The 25,607-nt window shown below is 56.5% G+C and carries 21 protein-coding genes, 1 tRNA gene and 1 riboswitch; of the genes, 9 read left to right on the top strand and 13 right to left on the bottom strand.

Annotated features, from left to right (window positions below; genetic code table 11):
- Window positions 1-4 precede the first annotated feature (4 nt).
- The 6 genes from dppB to ACXI0A_RS02075 form a co-directional block, all read right to left on the bottom strand.
- Complete coding sequence (gene dppB / locus ACXI0A_RS02100) at window positions 5-1,024, bottom strand: dipeptide ABC transporter permease DppB (protein WP_224933746.1); 1,020 nt, start codon at window positions 1,022-1,024, stop codon at window positions 5-7.
- Between the two features lie 198 nt (window positions 1,025-1,222).
- Window positions 1,223-2,833: a dipeptide ABC transporter periplasmic-binding protein DppA gene (gene dppA / locus ACXI0A_RS02095; protein ID WP_476150580.1), complete on the bottom strand. Its 1,611-nt coding sequence runs from the start codon at window positions 2,831-2,833 to the stop codon at window positions 1,223-1,225.
- Window positions 2,834-3,944: 1,111 nt separating this feature from the next.
- Window positions 3,945-4,021, bottom strand: a tRNA-Pro gene (locus ACXI0A_RS02090).
- Window positions 4,022-4,146: 125 nt separating this feature from the next.
- Window positions 4,147-5,838, bottom strand: a complete 1,692-nt coding sequence (gene eptB, locus ACXI0A_RS02085) for a kdo(2)-lipid A phosphoethanolamine 7''-transferase (RefSeq protein WP_476150581.1) — start codon at window positions 5,836-5,838, stop codon at window positions 4,147-4,149.
- 259 nt (window positions 5,839-6,097) lie between these two features.
- Window positions 6,098-6,526, bottom strand: a complete 429-nt coding sequence (locus ACXI0A_RS02080) for an organic hydroperoxide resistance protein (RefSeq protein ID WP_224933743.1) — start codon at window positions 6,524-6,526, stop codon at window positions 6,098-6,100.
- A 98-nt stretch (window positions 6,527-6,624) separates the two neighbouring features.
- On the bottom strand, window positions 6,625-7,089 hold the full coding sequence (locus ACXI0A_RS02075; protein WP_224933742.1) for a MarR family winged helix-turn-helix transcriptional regulator: 465 nt from the start codon (window positions 7,087-7,089) through the stop codon (window positions 6,625-6,627).
- 61 nt (window positions 7,090-7,150) lie between these two features.
- Here ACXI0A_RS02075 and ACXI0A_RS02070 point away from each other — a divergent pair, with 61 nt between their 5' ends.
- Window positions 7,151-7,744, top strand: coding sequence for an HD domain-containing protein (locus ACXI0A_RS02070; RefSeq protein WP_224933741.1), 594 nt, complete (start codon window positions 7,151-7,153; stop codon window positions 7,742-7,744).
- Between the two features lie 43 nt (window positions 7,745-7,787).
- Here the strand turns inward: ACXI0A_RS02070 and ACXI0A_RS02065 are convergent, their stop codons facing one another.
- The 7 genes from ACXI0A_RS02065 to ACXI0A_RS02035 all read right to left on the bottom strand — a co-directional run bounded on the left by ACXI0A_RS02065 (window position 7,788) and on the right by ACXI0A_RS02035 (window position 16,030).
- Window positions 7,788-8,084, bottom strand: a complete 297-nt coding sequence (locus tag ACXI0A_RS02065) for an HTH-type transcriptional regulator (protein WP_034827767.1) — start codon at window positions 8,082-8,084, stop codon at window positions 7,788-7,790.
- Window positions 8,085-8,334: 250 nt separating this feature from the next.
- On the bottom strand, window positions 8,335-11,934 hold the full coding sequence (gene uca / locus ACXI0A_RS02060) for an urea carboxylase (protein WP_476150582.1): 3,600 nt from the start codon (window positions 11,932-11,934) through the stop codon (window positions 8,335-8,337).
- 80 nt (window positions 11,935-12,014) lie between these two features.
- Window positions 12,015-12,650 (bottom strand): urea amidolyase associated protein UAAP2, encoded by a 636-nt coding sequence (locus ACXI0A_RS02055; protein WP_476150583.1) that lies wholly within the window; start codon window positions 12,648-12,650, stop codon window positions 12,015-12,017.
- Window positions 12,650-13,357, bottom strand: coding sequence for an urea amidolyase associated protein UAAP1 (locus ACXI0A_RS02050; protein ID WP_476150584.1), 708 nt, complete (start codon window positions 13,355-13,357; stop codon window positions 12,650-12,652). Before ACXI0A_RS02050 ends, ACXI0A_RS02055 begins: the two co-directional genes overlap by 1 nt.
- A gap of 11 nt (window positions 13,358-13,368) precedes the next feature.
- A complete protein-coding gene (locus ACXI0A_RS02045; protein WP_224933737.1) occupies window positions 13,369-14,130 on the bottom strand; it encodes an ABC transporter ATP-binding protein in 762 nt (253 codons plus the stop codon).
- A 14-nt stretch (window positions 14,131-14,144) separates the two neighbouring features.
- Window positions 14,145-14,957 carry an ABC transporter permease gene (locus ACXI0A_RS02040; RefSeq protein WP_058961099.1) on the bottom strand — a complete coding sequence of 271 codons (813 nt, stop codon included), beginning with the start codon at window positions 14,955-14,957 and terminating at the stop codon, window positions 14,145-14,147.
- 14 nt (window positions 14,958-14,971) lie between these two features.
- The gene (locus ACXI0A_RS02035) at window positions 14,972-16,030 is read right to left on the bottom strand and encodes a putative urea ABC transporter substrate-binding protein (RefSeq protein ID WP_476150585.1); all 1,059 of its coding nucleotides are present in this window, start codon (window positions 16,028-16,030) and stop codon (window positions 14,972-14,974) included.
- Window positions 16,031-16,092: 62 nt separating this feature from the next.
- Window positions 16,093-16,187: riboswitch (guanidine-I (ykkC/yxkD leader) on the bottom strand.
- A 408-nt stretch (window positions 16,188-16,595) separates the two neighbouring features.
- Here ACXI0A_RS02035 and ACXI0A_RS02030 point away from each other — a divergent pair.
- The 8 genes from ACXI0A_RS02030 to ACXI0A_RS01995 all read left to right on the top strand — a co-directional run bounded on the left by ACXI0A_RS02030 (window position 16,596) and on the right by ACXI0A_RS01995 (window position 25,236).
- Window positions 16,596-17,318, top strand: a complete 723-nt coding sequence (locus tag ACXI0A_RS02030; protein ID WP_476150586.1) for an FCD domain-containing protein — start codon at window positions 16,596-16,598, stop codon at window positions 17,316-17,318.
- The gene (locus ACXI0A_RS02025; protein WP_476150587.1) at window positions 17,315-18,310 is read left to right on the top strand and encodes an oligopeptide/dipeptide ABC transporter ATP-binding protein; all 996 of its coding nucleotides are present in this window, start codon (window positions 17,315-17,317) and stop codon (window positions 18,308-18,310) included. Before ACXI0A_RS02030 ends, ACXI0A_RS02025 begins: the two co-directional genes overlap by 4 nt.
- Complete coding sequence (locus ACXI0A_RS02020; protein ID WP_476150588.1) at window positions 18,307-19,368, top strand: oligopeptide/dipeptide ABC transporter ATP-binding protein; 1,062 nt, start codon at window positions 18,307-18,309, stop codon at window positions 19,366-19,368. Before ACXI0A_RS02025 ends, ACXI0A_RS02020 begins: the two co-directional genes overlap by 4 nt.
- Before the next feature lie 18 nt (window positions 19,369-19,386).
- Window positions 19,387-20,904 carry an ABC transporter substrate-binding protein gene (locus tag ACXI0A_RS02015; protein WP_476150589.1) on the top strand — a complete coding sequence of 506 codons (1,518 nt, stop codon included), beginning with the start codon at window positions 19,387-19,389 and terminating at the stop codon, window positions 20,902-20,904.
- 17 nt (window positions 20,905-20,921) lie between these two features.
- Window positions 20,922-21,863: an ABC transporter permease subunit gene (locus tag ACXI0A_RS02010; RefSeq protein WP_476151173.1), complete on the top strand. Its 942-nt coding sequence runs from the start codon at window positions 20,922-20,924 to the stop codon at window positions 21,861-21,863.
- A 2-nt stretch (window positions 21,864-21,865) separates the two neighbouring features.
- The gene (locus ACXI0A_RS02005) at window positions 21,866-22,747 is read left to right on the top strand and encodes an ABC transporter permease subunit (RefSeq protein WP_476150590.1); all 882 of its coding nucleotides are present in this window, start codon (window positions 21,866-21,868) and stop codon (window positions 22,745-22,747) included.
- Between the two features lie 9 nt (window positions 22,748-22,756).
- Window positions 22,757-24,355, top strand: coding sequence for a gamma-glutamyltransferase (locus ACXI0A_RS02000; protein WP_476150591.1), 1,599 nt, complete (start codon window positions 22,757-22,759; stop codon window positions 24,353-24,355).
- Between the two features lie 167 nt (window positions 24,356-24,522).
- Window positions 24,523-25,236 (top strand): DUF3053 domain-containing protein, encoded by a 714-nt coding sequence (locus tag ACXI0A_RS01995; protein WP_224933727.1) that lies wholly within the window; start codon window positions 24,523-24,525, stop codon window positions 25,234-25,236.
- Window positions 25,237-25,607: the final 371 nt, after the last annotated feature.

The following is a 25,607-nucleotide window of genomic DNA, read 5'->3' as shown; positions in this document are numbered from 1 at the left end:
CCCCTTATTTCTTATGTCGAATGCGCGGATTGACCACGCCGTACAACAGATCAACCAGCAGGTTGACCACGATGATCAGAATCGCCACCAGCAATACGCCGCCCTGCACCACCGGATAGTCACGGCGCTGCAATGCTTCGATCAGCCAGCGACCGAGTCCCGGCCACGAGAAGATGGTTTCCGTCAGAATCGCGCCCGCCAGCAAAGTACCGACCTGCAGACCGATAACCGTCACCACCGGCAGCATGGCGTTACGCAGCGCGTGCACCACGATGACACGCATACGCGTCAGGCCTTTGGCGCGCGCGGTACGGATGTAATCTTCCCCCAGCACTTCCAGCATTGAGGAGCGCGTCATACGCACGATTACCGCCAGCGGGATGGTGCCGAGCACGATGGCCGGCAGAATCATGTGCATCACCGCATCTTTGAAATCGCCCGCTTCGCCCCACAGCAAGGTATCGATCAGCATAAACCCGGTCAGAGGATGGCTGTCGTCAAGGAAGATGATGTCACTGACACGCCCGGATACCGGCGTCAAGTTCCACTGCACCGACACCAGCATGATCAGCATGATGCCCCACCAGAAAATGGGCATTGAGTAGCCGGTCAGTGAGATGCCCACCGCCGTGTGATCAAACACCGAGCCGCGTTTAACCGCCGCCAATACGCCAACCGGAATGCCCACCGCAATTGCGAAGAGCATCGCGCAGATGCCGAGTTCCAGCGTGGCTTTAAAACGAGGGACGAACTCATCCCATACCGGGATACGGCTTTTCAGCGAGATACCGAGGTCACCGTGCAGCACACCATTAATGTAGGTGATGTACTGTTTCCACATCGGCTGGTCGAGGCCAAACTGGGCCATCAGCTGGGCGTGACGTTCGGGAGAGATACCGCGTTCGCCGGCCATGATCAGTACCGGGTCGCCGGGGATCAAATGGACAAACGCAAAGGTCAGTAAGGTAATACCGATAAACGTTGGGATGACAAGGCCCAGACGTCGGAGTATGAATTGCAGCATAAGCCGGGTTCTCAGTCATTTCCCGTGACGTTGCCGCCAGGGACTACATTGCTCACAACACGCAGCCGACAAAGCCGGACGCGACGCAAGAAGCGCTTCAATATAAGAAATTAGCCGGAAAAAAAGTGCGGAATACAGGCGGCAAAGGTGCCGCCCGAGGGCCAGCAGCGCTGGCCCAGACCGCGATAATCCGAAAGGTTATTCCTGGATATCGACGTTTTCGAAGTGATGTTTACCTAATGGATCAACCACATAGCCGCTCACTTTCTTGCTCACTGGCTCATATACGGTTGAGTGAGCAATGATCAGTGCCGGAGCCTGGTCATGCATCACAACCTGAGCCTGTTTGTAGAGCTCGATACGTTTGTTGTGATCGGCTTCAGCACGTGCAGGCTGAATCAGATCTTCAAACGGCTTGTAGCACCAGCGCGAGTAGTTAGAACCGTCTTTTGCAGCAGCACAGCTAAACAGGGTGGCGAAGAAGTTATCCGGATCCCCATTATCACCGGTCCAGCCCATCATCACGGTCTGGTGTTCACCGGCTTTAGCGCGTTTCAGGTACTCGCCCCACTCGAAGGTGACGATCTTGGCTTTCACGCCAATTTTCGCCCAGTCAGCCTGAACCATTTCCGCCATACGACGAGCGTTCGGGTTATATGGACGCTGAACCGGCATCGCCCACAGGTCGATAGAGAAACCGTCCGGCATGCCCGCTTCTTTCAGCAGCTCTTTCGCTTTAGCAGGATCGTAAGCGTAATCTTTGATGTCGTCGTTGTAGCTCCACATAGTTGGTGGAATCAGGTTTTTCGCGGCCTGGCCAGCGCCCTGATAAACGGCATCAATAATGGCTTGTTTGTTCACCGCCATGGTCAGTGCCTGACGCACTTTCACGTTATCCAGCGGTTTTTTCTCGGTGTTGAATGACAGGTAACCGACGTTCAGACCAGGCTGCTCCATCAGGTTAATTTTGTCATCTTTCTTCATGCTGGCGATGTCAGCCGGGTTTGGATACGGCATCACCTGGCACTCACCCTTCTGCAGTTTGGCGTAACGCACAGACGCATCAGGGGTGATGGAGAACACCAGACGATCAATCTTCGGCTTGGTGCCCCAGAAGTCCGGGTTGGCTTTGTACAGAATGCGCGAGTCTTTTTGGTATTGCTGCAGCACGAATGGACCAGTACCCACTGGATTGAGGTCCAGCTTCTCTGGGGTGCCGGCTTTCAGCATGTTGTCGGCATATTCTTTTGACAGGATTGAGGCGAAATCCATACCGAGGTCGGCAATGAACGGCGCTTCTGAACGGCTCAGGGTGAAGCGTACGGTGTAGTCGTCAACTTTCTCGATTTTCTCGATCAGCTTCGGCATATCCATACCTTCGAAGTATTCGTAGCTGCCGCCCGATACACCGTGGTACTTGTTGTTTTTGTCGAGCTGGCGCTCGAAGGAGAACACGACGTCGTCAGCGTTGAAGGTACGCGTTGGCTTGAAGTCTTTAGTGGTTTGCCACTTCACGCCTTTACGCAGATGGAAGGTATAGGTTTTACCATCTTCGCTAACGTCCCATTTTTCAGCCAGGCCAGGCTGCAGCTCGGTGGTACCGGTTTTGAACTCAACCAGACGGTTGTAGATCGGTACGGAGCTGGCATCGTAAGTGGTACCCGATGTGAAGAGCTGTGGGTTGAAGCCTTCCGGCGAACCTTCTGAACAATATACGAGGGTTTTCGCCTGGACACCCGCGGCAACAGTCATAGCAATCAGGCTAAGACCGACCTTCAGCATCCTGGATTTAGCCAGGGAGTTGATCATGTTTTGCTCCATTGTGATGTGATGTTGTGTGCGTCGCCCGACCTCTGAATTTTTTTATGCGGTTCGGGCAGCATGCGAGTGGTTTTTTTTGTCATCCGATAGCCAATGGCTTCTCAGAATCGCCCTACTCTGCATGTTATTGACGCATCAATTTGTCAACAGTTGCAAAGAACGTCAATACAAGGTGGGGTTATTTACACAGAGTGTGAGTAAGTGCAAGCAACGATAAAAAACAGGGTTATTGCGCTGAGCCAAAATTTAAAAAGGTGATAAAGCGCGCAATGCCGCGTGATTATCTGGCTATGTAGTCAAATGACAGTGATTATCACCGCTAAAAAACACACAAAAGTTATTGGTAAATGTCGAATATCTGAACGATTCTCCGTGCGTTATGACGTTCAGGCAGCGAAATATGCTGGTGTATTGGCATAAGAAATCAGCAAAAAGCAAGAATCGGTCATAAGAAGAATGTGTCGCGAATTAAGCGTGCAGGGTTGATTGCGTGAGGGGTCAAGTTGGTAAAGTGGGAATAATGGCGGGTAGTGACGGTTATTTGAATGGGAAGGGCAATAGTAGGTTTTATTGCTTTTGGTTATCTGCGCTGCTCAGAGAAGGCGGCTCGATCGCAAAGACGGCGTAAATACATCCCTGTAGCCTCGGTCGCCGCATCCCTGCGGCGAACGCTTTGCTCACCGAGCCGCCTTCCCATCGCTCATCAGCAATGATGCCGCTGTTTTGAAAAGCAGCACGCATCTAAGCGGCATCATGTTTTCTTTTTGCAGCACGCACAGAACCGAATTTTCGCTTCCTAAAGCCCGCACAGAATCAGATGAAGGAGGGAATGCGGGGCCGCGGAGTAAAGCGTTACACGCCATGGATGGCGTGTGTCGAGCGATCAGGGACGAGACAGCGACTTTACGCAGCGGCCCCGTATTTACTCCTGACTGCACCGGTTTCGCTTTTGAAACCCCGCACAAGAGCGTATTCACTCCTTACTGCACCGGCTCCGCTTTTAAAACCCCGCACAAGAGCGTATTCCACCGTGACTGCACCGACTCCACGATCAACAGACGAAAAAAAACCTGCTTTTTCAAGCAGGTTTCTTCAAATATGGTCGGCGAGAGAGGATTCGAACCTCCGACCCACTGGTCCCAAACCAGTTGCGCTACCAAGCTGCGCTACTCGCCGATGGGGGCGAATATTACTGCTCCCCCATGGGAGCGTCAATCCCTTTTCCGTAAAATCCGCCCGATCGCCTGGAAAGCAAGCAGTGCTGCAAAAAGCCCTGCCGCTCAGTACCTTCCAGAAAACACTTACAGCGTTTTGGCTGGCGTCGCCGCGGGCGCCTGACACCAGTTATTCGCCGCTTTAATCCCGCCATCCGGTGAACTGTAGCCGAGGCAGCCTAAAATGGTATCAAACAACTCAACGTGACGATGGGTTTTGCCTACACGCTGCTGCGCCTGGAGACGCTCAAAGTTACTGCGGTTGGTCGGATCCTCCAGATACTTATCAGAGGCCCACACCATCATCGGCACGCGGAACTGCTCCGGCGGCGCCATCTCACGCGGCGTACCGTGTAAATGCATATTCTCACTGATCGACTCACCATGATCAGAGGCATAAAACACAATCGCCTTCTTATCACGTAGCTGATCGAGCACGCTATCCAGCATTGTATCGACGTAAAGAATCGAGTTGTCATAAGCGTTAATCAACTGCGCTTTACTACAGGTCTCATCCACGCCCATACATTCCGGCTGATAACGTGCAAAGCTGCGCGGATAACGCTGTGAATACAGGTAATGCGAACCTTTAGTGTGCAACACCACCAGATGCTTGCCTTTCGGGAAACGTTGCAGTGAAGCCTGCAGCTCCGGCACCAGCAGCATGTCATCGACGGCTTTACCCTGATTACGCTTCTCAGAACCGATCTGCTCACGGAACGAGAAGTTATTCATATCAGCATTATCGTAGAACCACACTTCACTCTGCATGGCGAACAGCTCAGAGGTAAAGCCCAGCTCTTTCATCACTGCAAAAACGTTCTGCTCTTTCAGCGTGCGGCCAGGGTTATCCATGGTGCCGCCTTCGCGCACAAACATACAGCGCAGCGACAGCTTGGTGGCGGTATCACAGGATTCACCACGGAATGCGACCAGATTCTTCTCTTTAGAAAGCTTCGGCGTGGTATCGCGGTCATAGCCCAGCAGACCCATATGATCCCAGCGCGTGGTCTCGCCAATCACAAACACCACATAGGTGTCATCGATGCCCGCTGGCGCAACGTAGGTAAACTTCTTCGCCGGATCCAACAACTCAGCGCCATCCACCTCTTCATCGACTTTCGTCCAGGCAAACAGCCCTAATGCCGCGATCCAGTTGGAAGGGAGATACGAGTGCGCCACCACCCCGCCGTAGCTCGGCAGGTCGATATTGGTGATCTCTTCATTCACTTTTTGCAGTTTGTCGAAATAGCGAATCGGCAACCACACCAGCGCCACACTCAGCAGCATGATCAGCGCAGGCTTCAGACGCTGACCTGGCGTTTTCAATTGCTCGATTAAAGTCTGGCTGAGGTTATTGCGCCAAATCAGCAGCAGCGGTAAGGCGCTAACCAGCACCATCCACATCACAAAGCGCATGCCGACCACTTCTTTCGAGAGATCCACATCGGTGGTCATCACCGACGCCACGATGCCGTAGCCGATCACCACATTAAAGAAGGCCATGTAATAGGCGGAAGCGACCGAAATCACTACCGTCAGGCTGGCAAGGATGCGATAAACCCACTTGCCGCCCAGCGATAACAGACGCATCAGGAAGAACGTCAGCAGGACTGCAGCGGTCACTTCCGCTACCGCAGAGAGCCAGTTAGAGAGCGTGGATTTCGTTAAGAAGCCGTCAAATCGGCGATAAAAAATCGGCAAATTCAATAAGATGCCGAGATAGAGCGCAAGCAACAGCGACAGCTTTTGCTGCGTTAACGTTTTGATATAATTCATTTACTTATTCATTCCTGACCCGGTGTCAATAAACTAACCTTAAATGTGACTATTTAAAGTCAATAGAGTTCGTCCGTGAGAGAGAAAAGCGCAAGCAGCGAGCAGGAACGGGACGAATCTGAACCGGAACGGCAATGAGGGCGCATGCAGCGCAGCAGTAGAACATTTAACCAATGGTAAGACCAGACAATTATTGATCTGACCCCATCAAATGATAAAAGGCTCCAGACGGAGCCTCTTTGTAAGACTGGCAGCAACCTTAGCGAATGATGTTAAGGGTCACATCAATGTTGCCGCGCGTAGCGTTAGAGTATGGGCAAACAATGTGTGCCGCATCTACCAGCTTCTGCGCTTCGGCTGCATCCATCTCTGGCAGGTGAATATTCAGTTTGGCTTCGATACCAAAACCGGTGGGGATCGGGCCGATACCCACTTCACCTTCAATCCACGCATCTTTTGGCATGGTGATTTTGTCGCGACCGGCGACAAATTTCATTGCACCGAGGAAACACGCTGAGTAACCCGCAGCAAACAGCTGTTCTGGGTTAGTGACTTCGCCGCCTGCGCCGCCCATCTCTTTTGGCACGCCCAGTTTCACATCCAGCACGTTGTCAGAAGAAGTAGCACGACCATCACGGCCGCCGGTGGCTTTGGCTTTTGCGGTATAAACAACTTTTTCTAAAGACATGATAACCTCATTATTCGCTATATAATCGCGCACTATGTAAATGCGCGCAGTTTTGACGTTGATATCAGGGATGCCACCAGGGTGACATCCGTAATGCTTTATTTGGCGCGGTTAAGATGGCTACGCAAATCGTCCAGCTGGTTTTTCAATGCCAACAGCGCATCATCGTCGCAGGCCGTGGCACAGCGCACCGCTTCAGGAATGCTTTGCGCACGTTCACGTAGCGCACGACCCTCATCGGTTAGGGTCACTACCACCTGACGTTCATCGCGGCGCGAACGCTGGCGACGCAATAAACCCGCGGCTTCCAGACGCTTCAACAGCGGCGTCAACGTGGCTGAATCAAGGAACAGCTGCTCACCAATCTCTGATACCGTCACATCATCCTGATTCCACAACACCAGCATCACCAGATATTGCGGATAGGTAATTTCCAGCTCAGCCAGCAGCTGGCGATAGACTTTGTGCATCGCGAGATTCGCGGAATACAGTGCGAAGCAGAGATGTTGATCAACCTGGAGTGGCATCTGCTGCACTTTTTTGTCATCTTGATTACTGTTCATGCGATTCAATATAGATAGCGCGCTAGATAATTGCAAGCGACTTTATTCCGGAGAGTGAAAGATGCGTGATTCACTGGAAGAGCAAGCGCGCCGTTATGCCACGCAAGCACATGCTGCTGCGGGTCAGCGTCGCAAATACACCGATGAGCCTTATATCGTGCACCCGGCTGCGGTGGCCGAACTGGTGCGCAGCGTCACCGATGATGAACAGATGATTGCCGCCGCCTGGCTGCATGACACCGTTGAAGATACCCCCAGCACGTTACAGGATATTGAAAGCCACTTCGGTTCGCGTGTTGCGCAGCTGGTCGATATGCTGACTGATAGCACTCAACCCGAGGCGAAAAACCGCGCCGCTCGCAAACTGGCGCACTTCCGACATACCGCCGAAGCCTGCCCCGATGCGCAAACTATTAAATTAGCAGACATCATCGATAACACTCGCGCTATCGTCCAGTTCGATCCCAATTTTGCCCGCATCTATCTGGTCGAGAAGCAGATTCAGATTCAGCTGCTGAATCAAGGGGATCAACAACTGTGGAAGCAGGCTGAGCGGATTATTGAGCATGGTCTTGAGCAGCTGGCGCAGCCGCCACACAGCGTGCCAGAGAGTTGGTTTGTGAAACAGGCGGCGAAATACGGCGGATTGAGCTAAAAAAAACCCGCCGTGCAGGCGGGTCAGAGAACCGATAGTCTTTTTACTCGAGCAACTGCCGCCCCAGATAGGGATTGGCTTGCAGCAGTTTCATCAATTTACGCGCCGTAGCGGATGGGCGCGTGCGTTGCGCCTCCCAACTTTTTACAGATGAAACGCTCACCCCCATCACGCGGGCGAATTCATCCACCTGCATGCCGGTCATTTCGCGTAAACGCTGTGGCTCGGGAACGGATACTGCGTTGAGTGTAATTTCTGATACGGAAGGCTGTGCATCACGTGTCAAAACAATCTGCTCAAGGCTACTCAATAACTCGACCATTGGATCTTTTATTTCCATAGAGAACTCCTTAAAAACTCACTATGAAGCACGTGAAAGTAGAGAGGTAAGCGCCACCAGGCGCTGAAACTCGGCCATATCAGGCTGTATCCCGCAGCGGTCTTTTTAATTTTTTATTAAACCGTTACGGGACACAGCCTGCTGCACACTGCGAAAAGATGTCATAGCAATGCAACAATCAGCCGGGTTACTAATTATGGGTCAGATCCCCGGCTTTGCTGCCTGATTACTGATTATTTTTTATTCTTACTTATGTCACAGAGGAATCAATCACCATAAGCAATTGACCCGCCTGAACTTGCTGCCCGGCCTGCCGATAGAAACTATGGATTTTTCCACTGACTGGCGCCACGATCGGGATTTCCATTTTCATTGATTCGAGAATGCCTACCGTGGCGCCCGCTTCAATCTCACTGCCTTCATCAACCAACCATTGCCACACGCTGCCCGCCACCTGGCTCTCTACCGGGCTACACCCTGCAGGCACCGTAATCTCTTCCGTACTCTGTTCCTGCAGCTGGCTGTCGAAGGTGAATTGCCCTTCAGCGCGCCAGCGCGCCAGCTCACTGTCAAAAGCCTGCTGACGTTGCTGCTGGAAGGCGTCGATCTCCACCGCCTGCTCCACCAGCAACGCCTGATAATCTGCGAGGCGGAATTCGCCTTCTTCGCTATGTAGCGGATAGTCACCCCACGGGAAACGCTCGCGAATGGTGAGTAACTCTTCGGCGCTGACCGGATAAAAGCGTATTTGATCGAAGAAGCGCAGCAGCCACGGTTGGGTGAACGCCGAGGTTTGTCGATCGCGGTTCCACATCTGCATGGTACGTCCGACAAACTGGTAACCGCCCGGCCCTTCCATGCCGTATACGCACATGTAAGCGCCGCCAATCCCCACCGAGTTCTCTGCCGTCCAGGTGCGCGCCGGATTGTATTTGGTGGTAACAAGACGATGACGCGGATCGAGCGGCGTCGCCACGGGCGCACCGAGATAGACATCGCCCAGCCCCATCACCAGATAGGCGGCACTGAACACGATCTCCTTCACCTCATCAATGCTGGCTAGGCCATTGATGCGGCGGATAAATTCAATATTGCTGGGGCACCAGGGCGCATTAGGGCGTACAGACTGGCTGTAGCGGGTAATGGCTTCGCGACAGGCCGCGTCATCCCAACTGAGCGGTAGCCACACGGTGCGTGAAGGCACGGCAGCATCGCTTAAGTCACCCAGTGCATAATCAATGTGCAAAATTTGCGCCAACAGCTCACTTCTTACACAGTGTTGTGCATCGTAGTGCACCTGTAGCGAACGGATGCCGGGCGTTAACTCCAGCTGTCCCGGCAGCGGATGGGCTTCCAGCTGTTGCATCAACGCGTGTACGCGGAAACGCAGCGCGATATCCAGCATTAAATCGCCATACTCCACCAGCAGGAATCGGTCACCTGCCGCACGCACGCTGAGCGATGGACGCCCGTTTTCTGCCGCATGATGGTGCAACAGCGGATCAATAAGGGGCAGTGCCGCATTCACTGTAAGCGGTGCTGATTGCAGTTTAATGATCATTTCGCGTTGCGCCTGTGCCAGTCGATCGGCATCACTCAGATCGATCGGCATGAAGCGTACCCGATCCCCGGCTTTGAGCTGTCCGAGTTTCCACAGATCGGCCTCGATCACCGTGGCCGGGCAGACAAAGCCCCCGAGCGAAGGACCGTCCGGGCCGAGGATCACCGGCATATCACCGGTAAAATCCACCGTGCCAAAGGCATAAGCGTTGTCGTGAATGTTGGAGGGATGCATGCCCGCTTCGCCGCCGTCGCTACGGGCCCAGGTCGGTTTGGGGCCAATCAGACGGATGCCGGTACGACTGGAGTTGTAGTGCACCTGCCACTCGGCGGCAAAGAACTCAGTAATGTCCTGATCGGTAAAGAAGGTTGGCGCACCGTGCGGCCCGTAAATCACCCGCAGTTGCCATTCACCGTTGAGTTCCGGCACCAGCTCGGCAGGTAATTCTGCTGTCGCCTGCACCTGCGGATCGGCGAGGTGCAGCACGTCGCCCGCCCGCAGGGCACGCCCGGCATGGCCACCAAATTTCCCGAGGGTGAAAGTGCTGCGGCTGCCGAGATAATGTGGGGTATTCAAGCCACCCGCCAGCAGCAGATAACTGCGGCATCCTTCACTGACATCGCCCAGCGTCAGGGTTTGCCCGGCCTGCGCCGTGACGATCTGATGCATCGCCAGCGTCTGCTGGTCCAGCTGCGCGGCAATCGGTGCCCCGGTCAAAACAAAACTGCACGCCTGATTAAAACGCAGCGTTGGGCCGCGCAGGGTGATCTCCAGTCCCGCCGCCTGCGCGTCATTATTCAATAAGCGATTACCCAACTGGAATGCGCGGCTGTCAAATGGGCCAGAGGGCGGCACACCAACGTGCCAGTAACCGACGCGGCCAGGCGCATCCTGCACCGTGGTTAAGGTGCCGCCGCTAAGGATATCCAGCGTCGGCGGTTGCCATTGCACGCCGCCCAAAGTAGCGGTGATGATGCGGCCCTGCTGTACCTCCGGCAGCGAGCAGAGATGGCGCAACCACAGCAGATTGGTTTCGATGCCGTACAGCTCGGTGGCGTCCAGCGCCTGCGCCATACTGCGCAATGCCTCTTCACGATTGGCTGCATGCACGATTACCTTCGCCAGCATCGGATCGTAAAACGGTGAGACCTCCATGCCGGTTTCCACGCTGCTGTCGATGCGCAGCGTGGCATCATCAATCTTTGCAGGGAACTGAACGTGACTGAGCAAACCGGCACTGGGCTGGAACTGTTTGGCCGGATCTTCTGCGTACAGACGTACCTGAATCGCATGGCCTTGCGCTTCGGTCGATAAGGTGTGGAGCGGCGGCAACGTTTGCTGCGCCAGCTCCACCATCCAGCGCACCAAATCCACGCCGTACACCATTTCGGTGACGCCGTGCTCCACCTGCAAACGGGTGTTTACTTCAAGGAACCAGAACTGCTGGCTGGCATCATCGTAGACATACTCCACGGTGCCTGCGCTACGGTAGTTGACCGCACGCGCCAGTCGCACCGCAGTCGCTTGTAGCTCGGCGCGCACTGTCGCACTCAATCCCGGTGCGGGCGTCTCTTCCAGCACTTTTTGGTTGCGGCGCTGAGCGGAACAGTCACGCTCGCCAAGGGCGATGACGTTGCCAGCCCCATCGCCAAAGATCTGCACTTCGATGTGACGCGCGCGGGCGATAAACTTCTCTAAAAATACGCCATCATCGGCGAAGTTGTTGCCTGCCAAACGCTTCACGCGGGTAAATGCGGTGTTGAGCTGCTCGGCATCATCACAGCGCTGCATACCGATGCCACCGCCGCCCGCGGTGCTTTTTAGCATCACCGGATAGCCAATCTCCTCCGCCATCTCTCGCGCTTCGTCCAGCGAAGTCAGTAAGCCGCTGCCCGGCAGCAGTGGCACCTGATTCTCCTGCGCCAACGCACGCGCACGATGTTTCAAACCAAACGCCGCCATCTGCTCAGCACTCGGGCCGAGGAACTGCACGCCGGCCGCTTCACAGCGCGTGACGAACTCGGGATTTTCACTGAGGAAGCCGTAGCCCGGATGCACCGCCTGCGCCCCGCTCTGCGCGGCAATCGCCAGTAATTTTTGCTGATTGAGGTAGGTGTCTCGCACCTGCCCGTCTCCCAGCGACCAGGCTTCATCGGCCAGACGCACATGCCGCGCGTGGCGATCGGCTTCGGCATACACCGCAATCGCGCGGATATTCATGGCTTTCAGGGTACGGATAATGCGCACGGCAATCGCGCCACGGTTGGCAATCAATACGCGATCAATCATGAGTGAAATCTCTTATTACGGCAGGTCGTCCTGCGTGGACAGTGACGGCTAAAAACGGGTCGTCCCGTTGCGTCAAAGCATCACCACACGCTGACTAAGATCGGCGTGGGGTTGTAACCGTTACAGGGATTGTTGAGCTGTGGGCAGTTGGAGATCAGCACCAGGATATTCATCTGCGCCACCATCTCGACATATTTACCGGGGGCAGAAATGCCATCGGCGAAGGTCAAACCACCGTCGTGCGTCACCGGCACGTTCATAAAGAAGTTGATGTTATGGGTGATATCGCGACGCGTCAGGCCGAATTCCGGCTTCTCGGCCACCGCCAGCATCCAGCTGTCACGGCAGGAGTGCATATGGCGCTTCTCCAGATCGTAACGCACCGTGTTGCTCTCACAGGAACAGGCGCCGCCCAGCGTATCGTGGCGACCGCAGGTATCGGCGGTTATCGTCAGCATCGGGCGATCGGCGTTGGAGCGCAGCACGCTGCCTGCACTGAGGAACACATTCTTTTGCCCGCGAAGTGTATCGCTCATGCTGTAGCGCTCGGCGGTGTCGTCGGCGTTGAAGAACAGGGTATCGGCAGCCTGATTACCCTCCAGATCGGTGATTCGCAAGGTCTGGCCCGCTTCGATGCGCTGTAACCAGTAATCACCAGCATTCACCTGCTGCTGGCATTGCTCTTCGGCGGGATTGAGTAAGCTTTCAGTGATCATCAGATTTCTCCTTGCAGCTGATAGAGCGCGTTGTTGTGCAGGCCGCGCTGGTTTTCGGCACGCGCCAGGCAAATTTCCGGCAGCGGCGCGCGCTGGGCATCCAGTGTGATCTGCACCGGCTGGCGCGGATACTCGCTGCTGGCGCTAAGCGGATGTGGGCAGGTGTGCAAAATCACCAACGTGTCCATGGCAAAGCGCAGTCGCACCTGGGCGCCTGCTGCGCCCTGCTGTTCCAGTTGCAGCGTGCCGTTATCATCGGCGCGCACCTGCGCAAACAGGTTGAGGCAGGAAGCCATATCACGCTGGCCAAGGCCGTATTTCGCCAGCTCAACGAGGAAGCTGTCGTAGCCGTTTTGATGGCGCAGATTGCGTGCCTGCTGATAATCGCTGGCACCGAAACGGGCAGAGGTTTGTTCAGCATTCAGCGTGCCGCAGACGCTCTCATGCCAGCCGAAGCTGTCCTCTTCGATGCCGCAAAAAATGCGTCCCATATCAGAGTAAAGGCAGTGCCCGGCCGTCAGGCGGAAAGTGTGCTGACACTTCAACGTATCGGGCGCGTTGTAGCGTTCCAGTAGATTTTCCGGGTTGTAGAACAGCATGCCGACGTTGGCGCCGCCTGCGATATCGGTCAGCGTCAGCGCCGTACCGCTGCGCATCACCAGCGACCAGTGCGATCCCGCCGGTAACAAGGTTTGATAAGCATTCATGTGGTGCTCCTTTAAGCCACCTGCGGCTCAGACGACAGCGCAGCGTCAGGCTGTGTGCGATCCAGCGGCAGGTCGTAAGTGATAGTCGCGCCCCAGGCTTCCGGCGCGTGCGGGTCATGACGCAGTTTGTCGAACACCAGCAGGCGCGAGGCCAGGCTGAAGCCCTCTTTCAAATCGTGCGTAATCATAAAAATGGTCAGGTTGTGCTGCTGCCACAGGCGAGTAATCAGCTGGTGCATCTCGTGGCGGATGCCGGGATCGAGCGCCCCAAAGGGTTCGTCGAGCAGCAGGATGCGCGGCTGCTTCATTAACGCCTGCGCCAGCGCCAAACGCTGTTGCATGCCGCCAGAGAGCTGATGCGGATATTTACTCTGCGCCTGCTCCAGGCCGACCTGCGCCAGCATCGCCTGCGCACGCTGACGGATCGCCTGGCGCTTTTTACCCCACACACGTCCCAGCCAGCGAGCGCTGCTGAACTCTTCCGCCAGCATCACGTTGCCCAGCACTGTCAGATGGGGAAACACCGAGTAACGCTGAAACACCACGCCGCGATGGGCATCGGGCTCATCGGGTATCGGTTCGCCATCCAGCAGCAGTTGGCCTTTGGTCGGTGATTCGGTGCCGAGTAGCATGTTGAGGAAAGTGGTTTTGCCACAGCCGGATGCCCCAACAATCGCCACAAACTCGCCCTGCTCCACGTTGATGTTGAGGCGCTCCAGCACAACCTGATCGCCGTAATGTTTTTCGAGGTTTTTCAGTTGCAGTAAAGGCATCGCTCGCTCCTGTGTCATTTCGCGTGATACCACGGCCAGCAGCGACGGCTGATTAGCCGTAGCAGCAGGTCGAGCACAAAGGCCAGCAGCGCGATCCACGCCACGTACGGCAAAATCACATCCATCGCCAGATAACGGCGCATCAGGAAGATGCGGTAACCCAGCCCTTCGGTGGCGGCAATCGCTTCAGCAGCAATCAGGAACAGCCACGCCGACGCCAGCGACAGGCGCACCGCATCCAGCAAGCGCGGCATCATCTGCGGCAGGATCACACGCCACAAAATCTGCGCGCTATGTCCACCCAAGGTCTGCGCTTTCACCAGCTGCTCACGCGGGATTTTCTCCACCTGCAGCTGCAAATCACGCGCAATCAGCGGGGTAATGCCGATCACGATCAGCACCACTTTCGATACTTCACCAAGGCCAAAACAGATAAATAGAATCGGCAGAATCGCCAGTGGTGGCACCAGCGCCACCACTGTCACCAGCGGTGCTAATACCGCCCGCACCACCGGTAACGCGCCAGTGAACAGGCCAATCGCCAGCGCCAGCAGCGCGCTAATCGCCACGCCGCTCAGCAGACGCATCAGGCTGGCGGCGGTGTCGGTCCACAGCAGATACTCACCGGTGCGCGGGCTGGGCTGAAACGCCATGCGACTGATGGCGTCGCCCATCGCGTTAAACCCCGGCAACAGTTTGTCTGCGGCATTCAGGCTGAGACGCGCATCCGACGCGAACAGATAGACCAGCAGCAGCGCCAGCAGCGGCAGGATGCCAAGCAGCAGGCGACCGAGCGGCAGCGGTTGGTAGTTGATCAATTTACGCATCGGCATCGTCTCGCTTAGAGCTGACCAGCGGCGGCCAGCTTGGTGTACTCATCGGTGAAGCGCAGTTTCAGGTTATTGGTATCACCCCAATGACCGGCTGGCGTTTCCACGCCCACCACATCGGCGCTCGGTGCCCCTTCGCCCAGTAAGCCGTGCTTGAAGGAGAACTCCGCGACCAGCTGCATGGTGGCTTTCAGCTGTGGGCTATCGACAAAATCGAGGGTGGTTTTAGCATCGCTGAACAGGTGGGTGGCGGCCAGCTGCTGATCGAAGCCTGCCAGATCGGTGCCGGAAGCCTGCGCCATTTGGGTGCGGGCGGCTTTGGCGCTGTCACTGGGACCAGACATGGTTTTAAGGGTTTCATACCAGGCGCCGGTCAGGGCTTTGCCGAGCTGCGGATACTTTTTCAGCGTGGTGGTGTTCACTACCAGCAGATCGAGGATTTCCCCCGGAATCTGCGCGGAGGAGAAGATCAAATGGCTGTCCGGTTGCTTTTCGGCTTCGGCCAGCAGCGGGTTCCAGGTGACGATAGAGTGGACGTCAGCCGTGCCGAACGCCGCCACCAAATCAGCATCGGCGGTGTTCACCACTTTGACATCCTTCTCGCTCATGCCGGATTTCTCCAGCGCACGCGCCAGCAGATAGTGTGAGACCGAGAGTTCGACCAGATTGATGGGCTTGCCTTTCAGCGAGGCAATGTTGCCTTTGCCTTTCAACAGAATGCCGTCATTGCCGTTGGAGTAGTCGCCGACAATCAGCGCGGTGCTGTCCACGCCGCCGGTGGCAGGAATGGTCAGCGCATCCATGTTGGTCATGGTGCAGCCGTCAAAGCCACCGGCGGTGTACTGATTCACCGATTCGATGTAGTCGTTGACCTGCACAAACTGGATGTCGATGCCGTATTTATCGGCCCATTTTTTGACGATGCCGCTCTGCTGGGCGAAATCCCATGGCATCCAACCCGCATAAATGGACCAGCAAATTTTGAAGGAGGGTTTGTCGGCGGCGAGCGTATTGACGCTGAACAGCGCGACGGTGCAAAGCAGCAGCAAGCGAAGGCAGGCTTTGATCATGATGGTTCCTCTGGCGTTAACGGGCGAAAAAAAGCAGGAGGCGGCGAGCAACGATCTCGCTTTCCTCCCGGGCTTTTGTCCCGCCGTGTAACCGTCAGAGGACGGTCGGTCACTCTCGGACCAGCATCTTTCGACCGGAACCCTAGTGACCCATTGCAAATTGTCTGGCGACGTCGGTTGCCCGCTATCGCTCCTGCATCTGCATAAACACATTCAAAAAAAGTGCCAATGTTTCAATCCATTGAAAAATATCATTATTCACGTAATTTCCAGCTCGAACGGCTCGCCTGGTGCACAGTCATGCAGCGTGGGCGCACCAACATGAAGCGTACGTCCCCGCGAGAATATTGATGCACCTCGCAGTTTTAAACGAAGCCCGAAAAAACTTTTACTTACTGTTCAAAGGGTTATTTCTGTCATGTGCCTGTCATCTTTGAACCAATCCAATATTGGTTCGCTTCTTGCCTAAGCTGATAAAGCCGATTGCTCAGCCTTTCATCAGTAAAAGTGCTGGTTAATCCGGGATTACCGATCTTTTACTGATGCTTAAACAGGCGAACCAATCATGAGTCACACGTCAGATAGCGCCCGCAACTCCAGTTCTGCTCTGGAGCAATTGCGTCAACTGATCCAGCAACGGGAGCAGCAGCCCGATCGCGCGCTGCCCACAGAACGTGAACTGGCGGAGCGTTTCGGCGTTGGACGCCGGGAGATTCGCCGTGCGCTTGATGTGCTGGAAGAGGAGGGCCGCATCTGGCGTAAACAGGGCAAAGGCACCTTTGTCGGCCCCGCCGCACCGGTACAGCCGCTAGCGCTGCACGATCTGCCGCAGCAGTCGAACCTGCTGGAAGTGATGGAAGCGCGCTTGCAGCTGGAGCCAGGGCTGGCACGCCTGGCTGCCCTGCGCGCCAGTAAAGAGCAGATTGCGCTGATGAAGCGCCTGCTGGAGCGCATGAATGGCATTACGGCACCGGAGGATGGCGACCAGCACGAACTGTGGGACAGCGCCTTTCATCGCGCTATCGCGGAAGCAGCCGGTAATCGCTTGATGCTGGGCCTGTTCGACGCCGTGGATGCAGTGCGCCGCGATCCTGGTTGGCAGCATCTGCGCGTACAGGCACGCACCCCCGCTCGCCTCAACAATTACGACGACCATCATCAGCGCCTGGTGAATCACATCGCGCAACGCCAGCCGCATGAAGCCGCTGCCGCGATGCGCGAACACTTACTGGCGCTGCAACAGGCGCTGCTCGAAGCGCTGTACCGCCATCAAGAGGAGACGCCATGAACGATCACCCGGTGCTTGCCGTTCGCAATCTGCGTGTGCAGTTTCGCGGTTCACCCGTCACGGTGCTGGACGATATCTCTCTGACGCTGCACGCAGGTGAAACGCTGGCGCTGGTTGGAGAATCGGGCTGCGGCAAAAGTATTACCTCACTCACCCTGATGGGCCTGCAACCCGCCAGTGCGGAGATTTTACAGGGCGAAATGCAGTTCGACGGACGCAGCCTGCGCGATCTCAGTGCCAACGACTACGCCAGCCTGCGCGGCAATCAGCTGGCGATGATTTTCCAGGAGCCGATGACCTCGCTCAATCCGGCTTTCACGCTCGGCGACCAGCTCAGTGAAGCGGTGATGCGCCATCGCCACGTCAATCGCCGCACGGCGATGGAAGCCGCGCTGACCATCCTGCAAAAAGTGCAGATTCCCGCACCAGAAATGCGGCTCAAAGCCTATCCTCATCAGCTTTCTGGCGGCATGCGTCAGCGTGTGATGATCGCCATGGCATTGATTAACAATCCAAAACTTCTGATCGCCGATGAGCCAACCACCGCACTCGACGTCACCATTCAGGCACAGATTCTGGCGCTGCTGAATACCCTGAAGCAGGAAACCGGCACCGCTGTATTAATGATTACTCATGACCTGGGCGTGGTGGCGGAAGTCGCGCAGCGCGTGGCAGTGATGTACGCCGGTCAGGTGGTGGAAACTGGCAGCGTGGAAGCGATTTTTAACGATCCCCAGCATCCGTACACCATTGGCTTGATGGGTTCGATTCCCAGCCTGAGCGCGCGCAGCGGCGCGCTGGCCACCATTCCTGGCCAGGTTCCGCTACCGGAAAACATGCCCGCAGGTTGTCGTTTTGCCAACCGTTGCCCCTTTGCCGAACTCCGCTGTCAGCACAACCGCCCAGCGCTGCGTGCGCTGGCTACCGATCATCAGGTCGCCTGTTTCCGCGCGCCGCTGGAACAGCATGTCACGCAGGGAGAGATCGCATGAAACCGATTTTAGAGTGCCGCGATTTAAGCAAAACCTTTGCCGGGCCCAACCGCCTGTTTAAGCGCAATCGCGGCGTCACCGCAGTCGATCGCGTGTCGTTACAGGTGATGCCGGGCGAAACGCTGGCGATTGTTGGCGAATCGGGGTCGGGTAAATCGACCCTCGGCCGTTTGCTGCTACGCCTGCTGGCGGCCAGTGCCGGAGACGTGTTTTATCAGGGCGAAAGTATTACCGATGCCAGCGGCGCACGCCTGAATCAACTGCGCCGCGAACTGCAAATCATCTTTCAGGACCCCTTTGCCTCATTGAATCCGCGCATGACGGTGCAACAGATTGTCGGCGAGCCGCTGTGGCTGCACGACAAAATGAGTCGGGAAGCACGCCACGATCGCGTGGCGGATCTGCTGCGCACCGTGGGTTTACCGGCAGCCTGGGCCGAGCGTTATCCGCATGAGTTTTCCGGCGGTCAACGTCAACGTATTGGTATTGCTCGTGCCCTCGCCTCTCAACCCAAACTGCTGCTGGGCGATGAGCCGGTTTCCGCCCTGGACGTTTCCGTGCAGGCGCAGGTGGTGAACTTACTGGAGAGCCTGAAACAGCAGTTTGGCCTGACGATGATCATCGTGGCGCACGGTCTGGCGGTGATTCGCCATATGAGCGATCGCGTGGCGGTGATGTATCTCGGTCAGATCGTGGAAGTCGCCACGGTCGATGAGATTTTTGACGCACCGCTGCACCCCTACACCCAGGCGCTGATCGCTTCTGCGCCGCAGATGCAGCCAGGGGCCAACCGCCAGGTTCCGATGCTGCAGGGCGATCTGCCCAATCCTGCCAATCCGCCCACCGGCTGTCGTTTTCACACCCGCTGCCCATGGGCGACAGCAGATTGCCGTCAGTTTGAACCGATTAACCAGGTGCTGAGCGGTGGCCGCCAGATTGCCTGTCATCGCTGGCAGGAGATTAACCGCGATCGCAGCGTCATCGTGATAGCACCGCCTTCTGCCGCCTTTTTACGTCGCCGCGCGCTGTTTGAGCAGGCGGTCAAGCAACAAGCCTAACCCTCTGGAGATTCGCCTGTGAAGAAAGCTCGTTTACCCTTACTCACGGCCTTAAGCGGCCTGCTCTTGCTCGGTGCCAGTACACACAGTCAGGCGGAAAGCGTGATTCGTATCGGGCTGGGTGCCGATCCGGACATGCTCGATCCGCATCTGGCGCGCACCTATTACGGTCGCTTTGTGTTTGCCGCCATGTGCGACCGTCTGGTGGATGTGGATGAGAATCTGAAAGTGGTACCCGGCCTGGCAACCGATTGGACATGGAGCGATGACGGCAAAACCCTGACCATGAACCTGCGCGATGGCGTGACCTTCCAGGATGGTGAGAAGTTTGATGCCAACGCGGTGAAATTTAATATCGAGCGTGCGCTGACGTTGCCGGGCTCGTTGCGGAAAAGCGAAATCTCCTCTGTTGAAAGCGTGGAAGTGAGCGGTCCGATGCAGGTGAAGTTGCATCTGAAAACGCCGGATGCCGCGCTGCTCAGCCAGTTAACCGACCGCGCCGGCGCGATGCTGGCCCCGGAAGCGGCCAAAAAACCGGATTTCGCCACCCATCCCGTCTGTTCCGGTCCATATCAGTTTGCCAGCCGCGTGCAGCAGGACCGTATCGTGCTGACGCGCTTTGAAAACTACTGGAATAAAAGCGCTTACCACTTCGATAAAGTGATTTTCCTGCCGATCCCGGATGCCTCAGTACGTCTTGCCAACCTGCGGGCAGGCGATCTCGACCTGACTGAAGGCGTGGCGGCCAGCGATGTGAAAACCGTGGAGGCCGACAGCAAGCTGGCACTGTCCAAGGTCACCGGTCTCGGTTATCAGGGCATCACCTTCAACATCAATAACGGCAAGGTAGACGCCAACAGCCCGCTAAAAGATCCACGCGTACGTGAGGCCTTCTCGCTGGCGATTGATCGCGATGCGCTGAATCAGGTGGCGTTTGAAGGCTTGTATACCCCGTCCAATCAGGCGTTCTCACCGGTCAGCGCTTATCACGTCAACACACCCATCAGCACACGAGATGTGGAAAAAGCCAAAGCGTTGCTGAAGGCGGCGGGCGTGGCTACACCGCTCAATCTGACGCTGCTGGTCACCAATAACCCAACGGCACAGCAGGTCGGCCAGGTGATTCAGGCGATGGTCAGCGAGGCGGGGATTAACCTCAACTTGCAGATGAGTGAGTTCGCCAGCTTGCTGGACCGTCAGCAGCGCGGCGATTACCAGCTCAGCTTATCTGGCTGGTCAGGCCGTCCCGATCCCGATGGCAGCATCTATTCGTTTATTAACAGTAAAGGCACGCTCAACGACGGTCGCTACAGCAATGCCCAGGTTGATGAGTGGCTGAACGCCGCACGCCTCACCAACGATCAGGCGCAGCGTCAGGCGCTGTACACCAAGGTGGTGAACCAACTGCAAACCGATATGCCGATTGCCTATCTCTACTTCGAGCCACGCATTTTTGGCATGACGAAAAAACTGCAGGGCTTTAAAGCCTGGCCTGATGGTCTGGTGCGCCTAGCGGGTGTGAGCATGGCGCAGTAAACCGCTGAGGAGCGATGATGCTGGAACTGATTGTTAAACGCTTATTGCTGGCGATTCCCACGCTGCTGCTGGTGAGCATCATGGTGTTTGCGCTGCAAAAGCTGCTGCCGGGCGATCCGGTGCTGGCGATGGCGGGTGAGGAGCGCGATCCAGCGGTCATCGCGCAGCTGCGGGCTGAATATCATCTGGATGATCCCATATCCACGCAGTATTTCTCTTGGATCGGCAATGCGCTGAAGGGTGATTTGGGCATGTCACTGCGCACCAAAGAGCCGGTGACCTCGCTGATAGCCAGCAAACTGCCGGTGACGCTGGAATTGTCGCTGCTGGCGATGATTATTGCACTGGGCGCGGGCATCAGCATGGGCATTATCGCGGCGGTGCGCAAAGATACGTGGGTCGATCACACCACCAACTTTGTCGCACTGTCCGGCATATCGGTGCCGCACTTTTGGTTGGGCATTCTGCTGATCCTGCTGTTTTCCGTGCATCTGCAATGGCTGCCGGCATCGGGCTTTGTGCCCATCAGTGAAGATGTGGTGCAGAACCTGAAAACCCTGCTGCTGCCTGCGTTGGTGCTGGGTACCGGCCTGGCCGCCACGCTGATGCGCCATACAAGGGCGTCAATGATCGGTGTGCTCAAGGCCGATTACATCCGCACCGCGCGCGCCAAAGGTTTGCTGGCGCCGAAAGTGGTGCTGAAGCACGCCTTCCGTAACGCACTGATGCCGATCGTCACGCTCACGACCTTGCTGTTTGGTGAACTGCTGGGCGGCGCGGTGTTAACCGAGCAGGTTTTCACGCTGCCCGGCTTCGGCAAGATGATTGTCGATGCGGTGTTTAACCGTGATTACGCGGTGGTTCAGGGCGTGGTGCTGGTAGTGGCGATCGGCTTTCTGCTGCTGAACCTGCTGGCGGATGTGCTCTATCTGTTAATCAACCCGAAAATGCGAGGCTAACCATGAGCGAGGTGTTAACAGCAGGCGCAGTGCCTGCGGTCGCAAAGCCCAACCGCCGGGTGCTGAAGAAATTTCTGCGCAATAAGAGTGCGCTGATCGGCGCGGTGATCGTGCTGCTGTTTGTTGCCGTGGCGCTGCTGGCGCCCTGGCTGGCTCCAGCCGATCCGATCAAGGCGAATTTCCTTGCCGTGCGCAAAGCCCCTTCCGCGCTGTTCTGGTTGGGCACCGATGAGCTGGGCCGCGATATTCTGTCGCGTTTGATTTGGGGCGCCCGCACCTCACTGCTGGCGGGCTGTATTTCGGTGATGATTGCCATTTTGATTGGCGTGCCGCTGGGCTTGATCGCCGGTTACTGGCAGGGTTGGTGCGATGGCATTATCTCGCGCTTTATCGAAGCGCTGCTCGCTTGCCCGTTTCTGATCCTCGCTATCGCCTTGGGGGCGTTTCTTGGCCCGAGCTTATCCAATGCGATGATTGCTATTGGGTTATCCGCCATGCCGATTTTCGCCCGGCTAACGCGCGGCCAGGTGATTGCTATCCGCCATGAAGAGTATATCGAGGGTGCCCGCGCCATTGGCTTGCCGGACCGCTGGATCATCCTGCGTTATGTGCTGCCCAACGTGCTGTCACCGATTCTGGTGCAGGCCACGCTGGCGATCGCCTCCGCGATTATCACCGAAGCCAGCTTGTCATTTCTCGGCCTCGGCCAGCAGCCGCCGTCACCTTCCTGGGGCGCGATGCTGAATACCGCCAAAGGCTATCTGGAGCAGGCACCCTGGATGTCGATTTTCCCTGGGTTGGCCATTTTTCTCACTGTGCAGGGCTTCAATCTGCTGGGTGACGGACTGCGCGACGCGCTTGATCCGCGCAATGACTCACATTAAGGAACCGTTATGAGTGATTTGGATTTCAACGTTAGTTATGCCTCGCACCGCGCCCCAATGATGGGTCGCAATGCGGTTGCCACGTCACAGCCGCTGGCCGCACAGGCGGGGATGCGCATGCTGCAACAGGGCGGTAATGCGGTAGATGCGGCAATTGCTACTGCGATGGCGCTCACCGTACTGGAACCGACCGGCAACGGCATTGGCAGCGATGCGTTTGCCATCATCTGGGATGGGAAAGAGTTGCACGGTTTAAATGCCTCGGGCCGGTCTCCTGCCAGCTGGAATGCAGAGCGCTTTGCCGGGCAGAGCGCCATGCCAGAGATCGGTTGGGAAGCGGTGACCGTGCCGGGTGCGGTTTCTGCCTGGATCACACTGGCGGAACGCTTTGCCACATTGCCGCTGACCACGCTGGCGCAGCCGGCCATCGAATACGCCCGTGACGGCTTCCCGGTTTCGCCACTGATCGCCCATCTGTGGCAGCGCGGCTACAACAAACTGAAATCCCAGCCGGGCTTTACCGAATGCTTTGCGCCGGACGGCCAACCGCCGCGTGCCGGGGAACTGTTCCGTAACCCGGCGCAGGCCGCCACGCTGCAGAAAATCGCCGAAACGAAGGGAGAAGCCTTCTATCGTGGCGAACTGGCGGAGAAAATGGTGGCGTTTGCCGAGCAGCACGGCGCGGCACTGAGCATGGCCGATCTCAACAACCACCGCGCCGACTGGGTAGATCTGTTATCGCGTCCGTTTGCCGACGGCTCGGTGCAGGAGCTGCCACCCAACGGTCAGGGCATCGCCACCCTAATCGCACTGGGTATTCTGGAGCAGTGGGACATCGGCAGCTACACGCCGGATTCCGTACCCTGGCTACATCTGTCGTTCGAAGCGATGAAGCTGGCGCTGGTCGATCTGGATCGTTATGTCACCGATTACGACCATCTGGAATTCCCGGCAGAGTTGCTGCTGAGTGACAGCTATCTCAAACAGCGCGCCCAGCTGATCAATCCCGATCAAGCCGGTGATTTTACCTTCGGCTCCCCGCAGCAGAGCGGCACCGTGTATCTCTCTACCGCCGATGCCAGCGGCATGATGGTGTCTTTTATTCAGTCCAACTATATGGGCTTTGGTTCGGGCGTGGTGGTGCCGGGCACCGGTATCAGCATGCAGAATCGCGGCTGCGGCTTCTCGCTCGATCCGCAACATCCAAACGTGGTGGCCGGCAGCAAACGTCCGTTCCACACCATCATTCCGGCGTTTGCGCTGGATGCGGCAGGTCAGCCATTGATGTCGTTTGGCGTGATGGGCGGCCCAATGCAGGCACAGGGACATCTGCAGCTGGCGCTGCGCATCATGCAGCACAAGCAGAATCCGCAAGCGGCAATTGATGCACCGCGCTGGCGCGTGGAGCAAGGCCGCGCGGTGGTGGTGGAACCGGGTATCGACCGTAATGTGCTGGCGAAGCTGCGCGAGATGGGCCACCAGATAACGGTGGAAGACCCGCTGCAGAGCTACAACTTTGGCGGTGCGCAGGCGATTGTGCGCGATCCGCAGGGCTTCTATATTGCCGCCACTGAAAGTCGCAAGGATGGACAAGCGTTGGTGTTTTAATCTGCCGGGTCGCTCCGCCTGGCGACCTTACTCTCTTGCTGCCGTTTATGATTTGGTGTGCATTGATGCGCACCAGGTCATCCGCTCCCGTTGTACACGCCAGGCCATTGCACTATCCTTTAGGACCATTCCCACCGAATCGAATTTAGCCATAACAGGAGTTCAACATGGCGTCAGGATTATCCCGCATCTGGATGCGTACCGGCATGCTTATGGTCAGTGCACTGGTTGTGATGCAACTTACCGCCTGTGGCGACAAAGAAGGCGATCAGCGTAAAGCTTTCTCCGACTTTTTACAGAACACCGCAATGCGTAGCGGCGAGCATCTGCCAAGCCTGAGCGAAAACCAGAAGCAGACTTTTGGCAACTACGCGGGCGATTACGCCATTCTGTACGGCTTCTCTCAGCAGGCCAATCAGGCGGTTGAGCAAGGCATGCGCCCTGTGGTCGATGAACTGGCCGCGATTCGCGTGCCACAAGACTACCTGACCCGTCGCGACAGTCTGCGTCAGGCCAGCGGCAATTTGAGTGTGTTGTCGCAGCAGATTCAGAGCGCCAAAATGCAGGCCGACAGCAGTAAAGCCACATTGAAGCAGCCAGATGACCTGAAGAAAGTGTATGACAGCGTGTACGCCAAAGTGGTGACACAGCCAGCGGGTACTTTGATTCCGCTGCTGCCTCAGCTGCAGGCGTTGAGCCAGGCGGCGGTGCAAACCGGCGATTATCTGCAGTCGCAGGGCACGCGTGTGACCTTTAACGATGGCGGCGTCCAGTTCCCGACGCAGGATCAGGCCACGCAGTACAACACCCTGATGAGCAACCTTTCCAGCAATGCACAAGCCCTGACCCAGGCGCAAAATGCCGTGCAGGGTGGTTTGTAACGTCGCTTTTTAGGCACTCAGAGGCGACCAAAAGGTCGCCCCTTTCCTGACAAACTCTTCAGTTCATCTTTCAGATATTTCGTCACTTCCTTACAACGTCCTTATCGGTATCACTATTGTGTGATCTGGCGCATTTTCGACCAAAAATAGTTTGTGATCTTAATCACACTTATGAAACAAACCATAGGGCCTTAAAGGTGACTTAAGTCACATTTATCCCGTTGTTTTGCTTAAAATTTCGCCTTCGTACTTTTCTTACACCCTATTTATGTGATCTTCATCACCTTATAGCACCCTGACCACCCCAATTTTGCGTGATCTGCATCACACTTACCCCGGATGCTACGCAGCGTAATAAACTAGTGCTAGAG

Source organism: Pantoea sp. C1E2, from assembly GCF_056491465.1.
The sequence above is the reverse complement of the archived record's forward strand: the minus strand, read 5'-3'. Positions and strand labels throughout refer to the sequence as shown.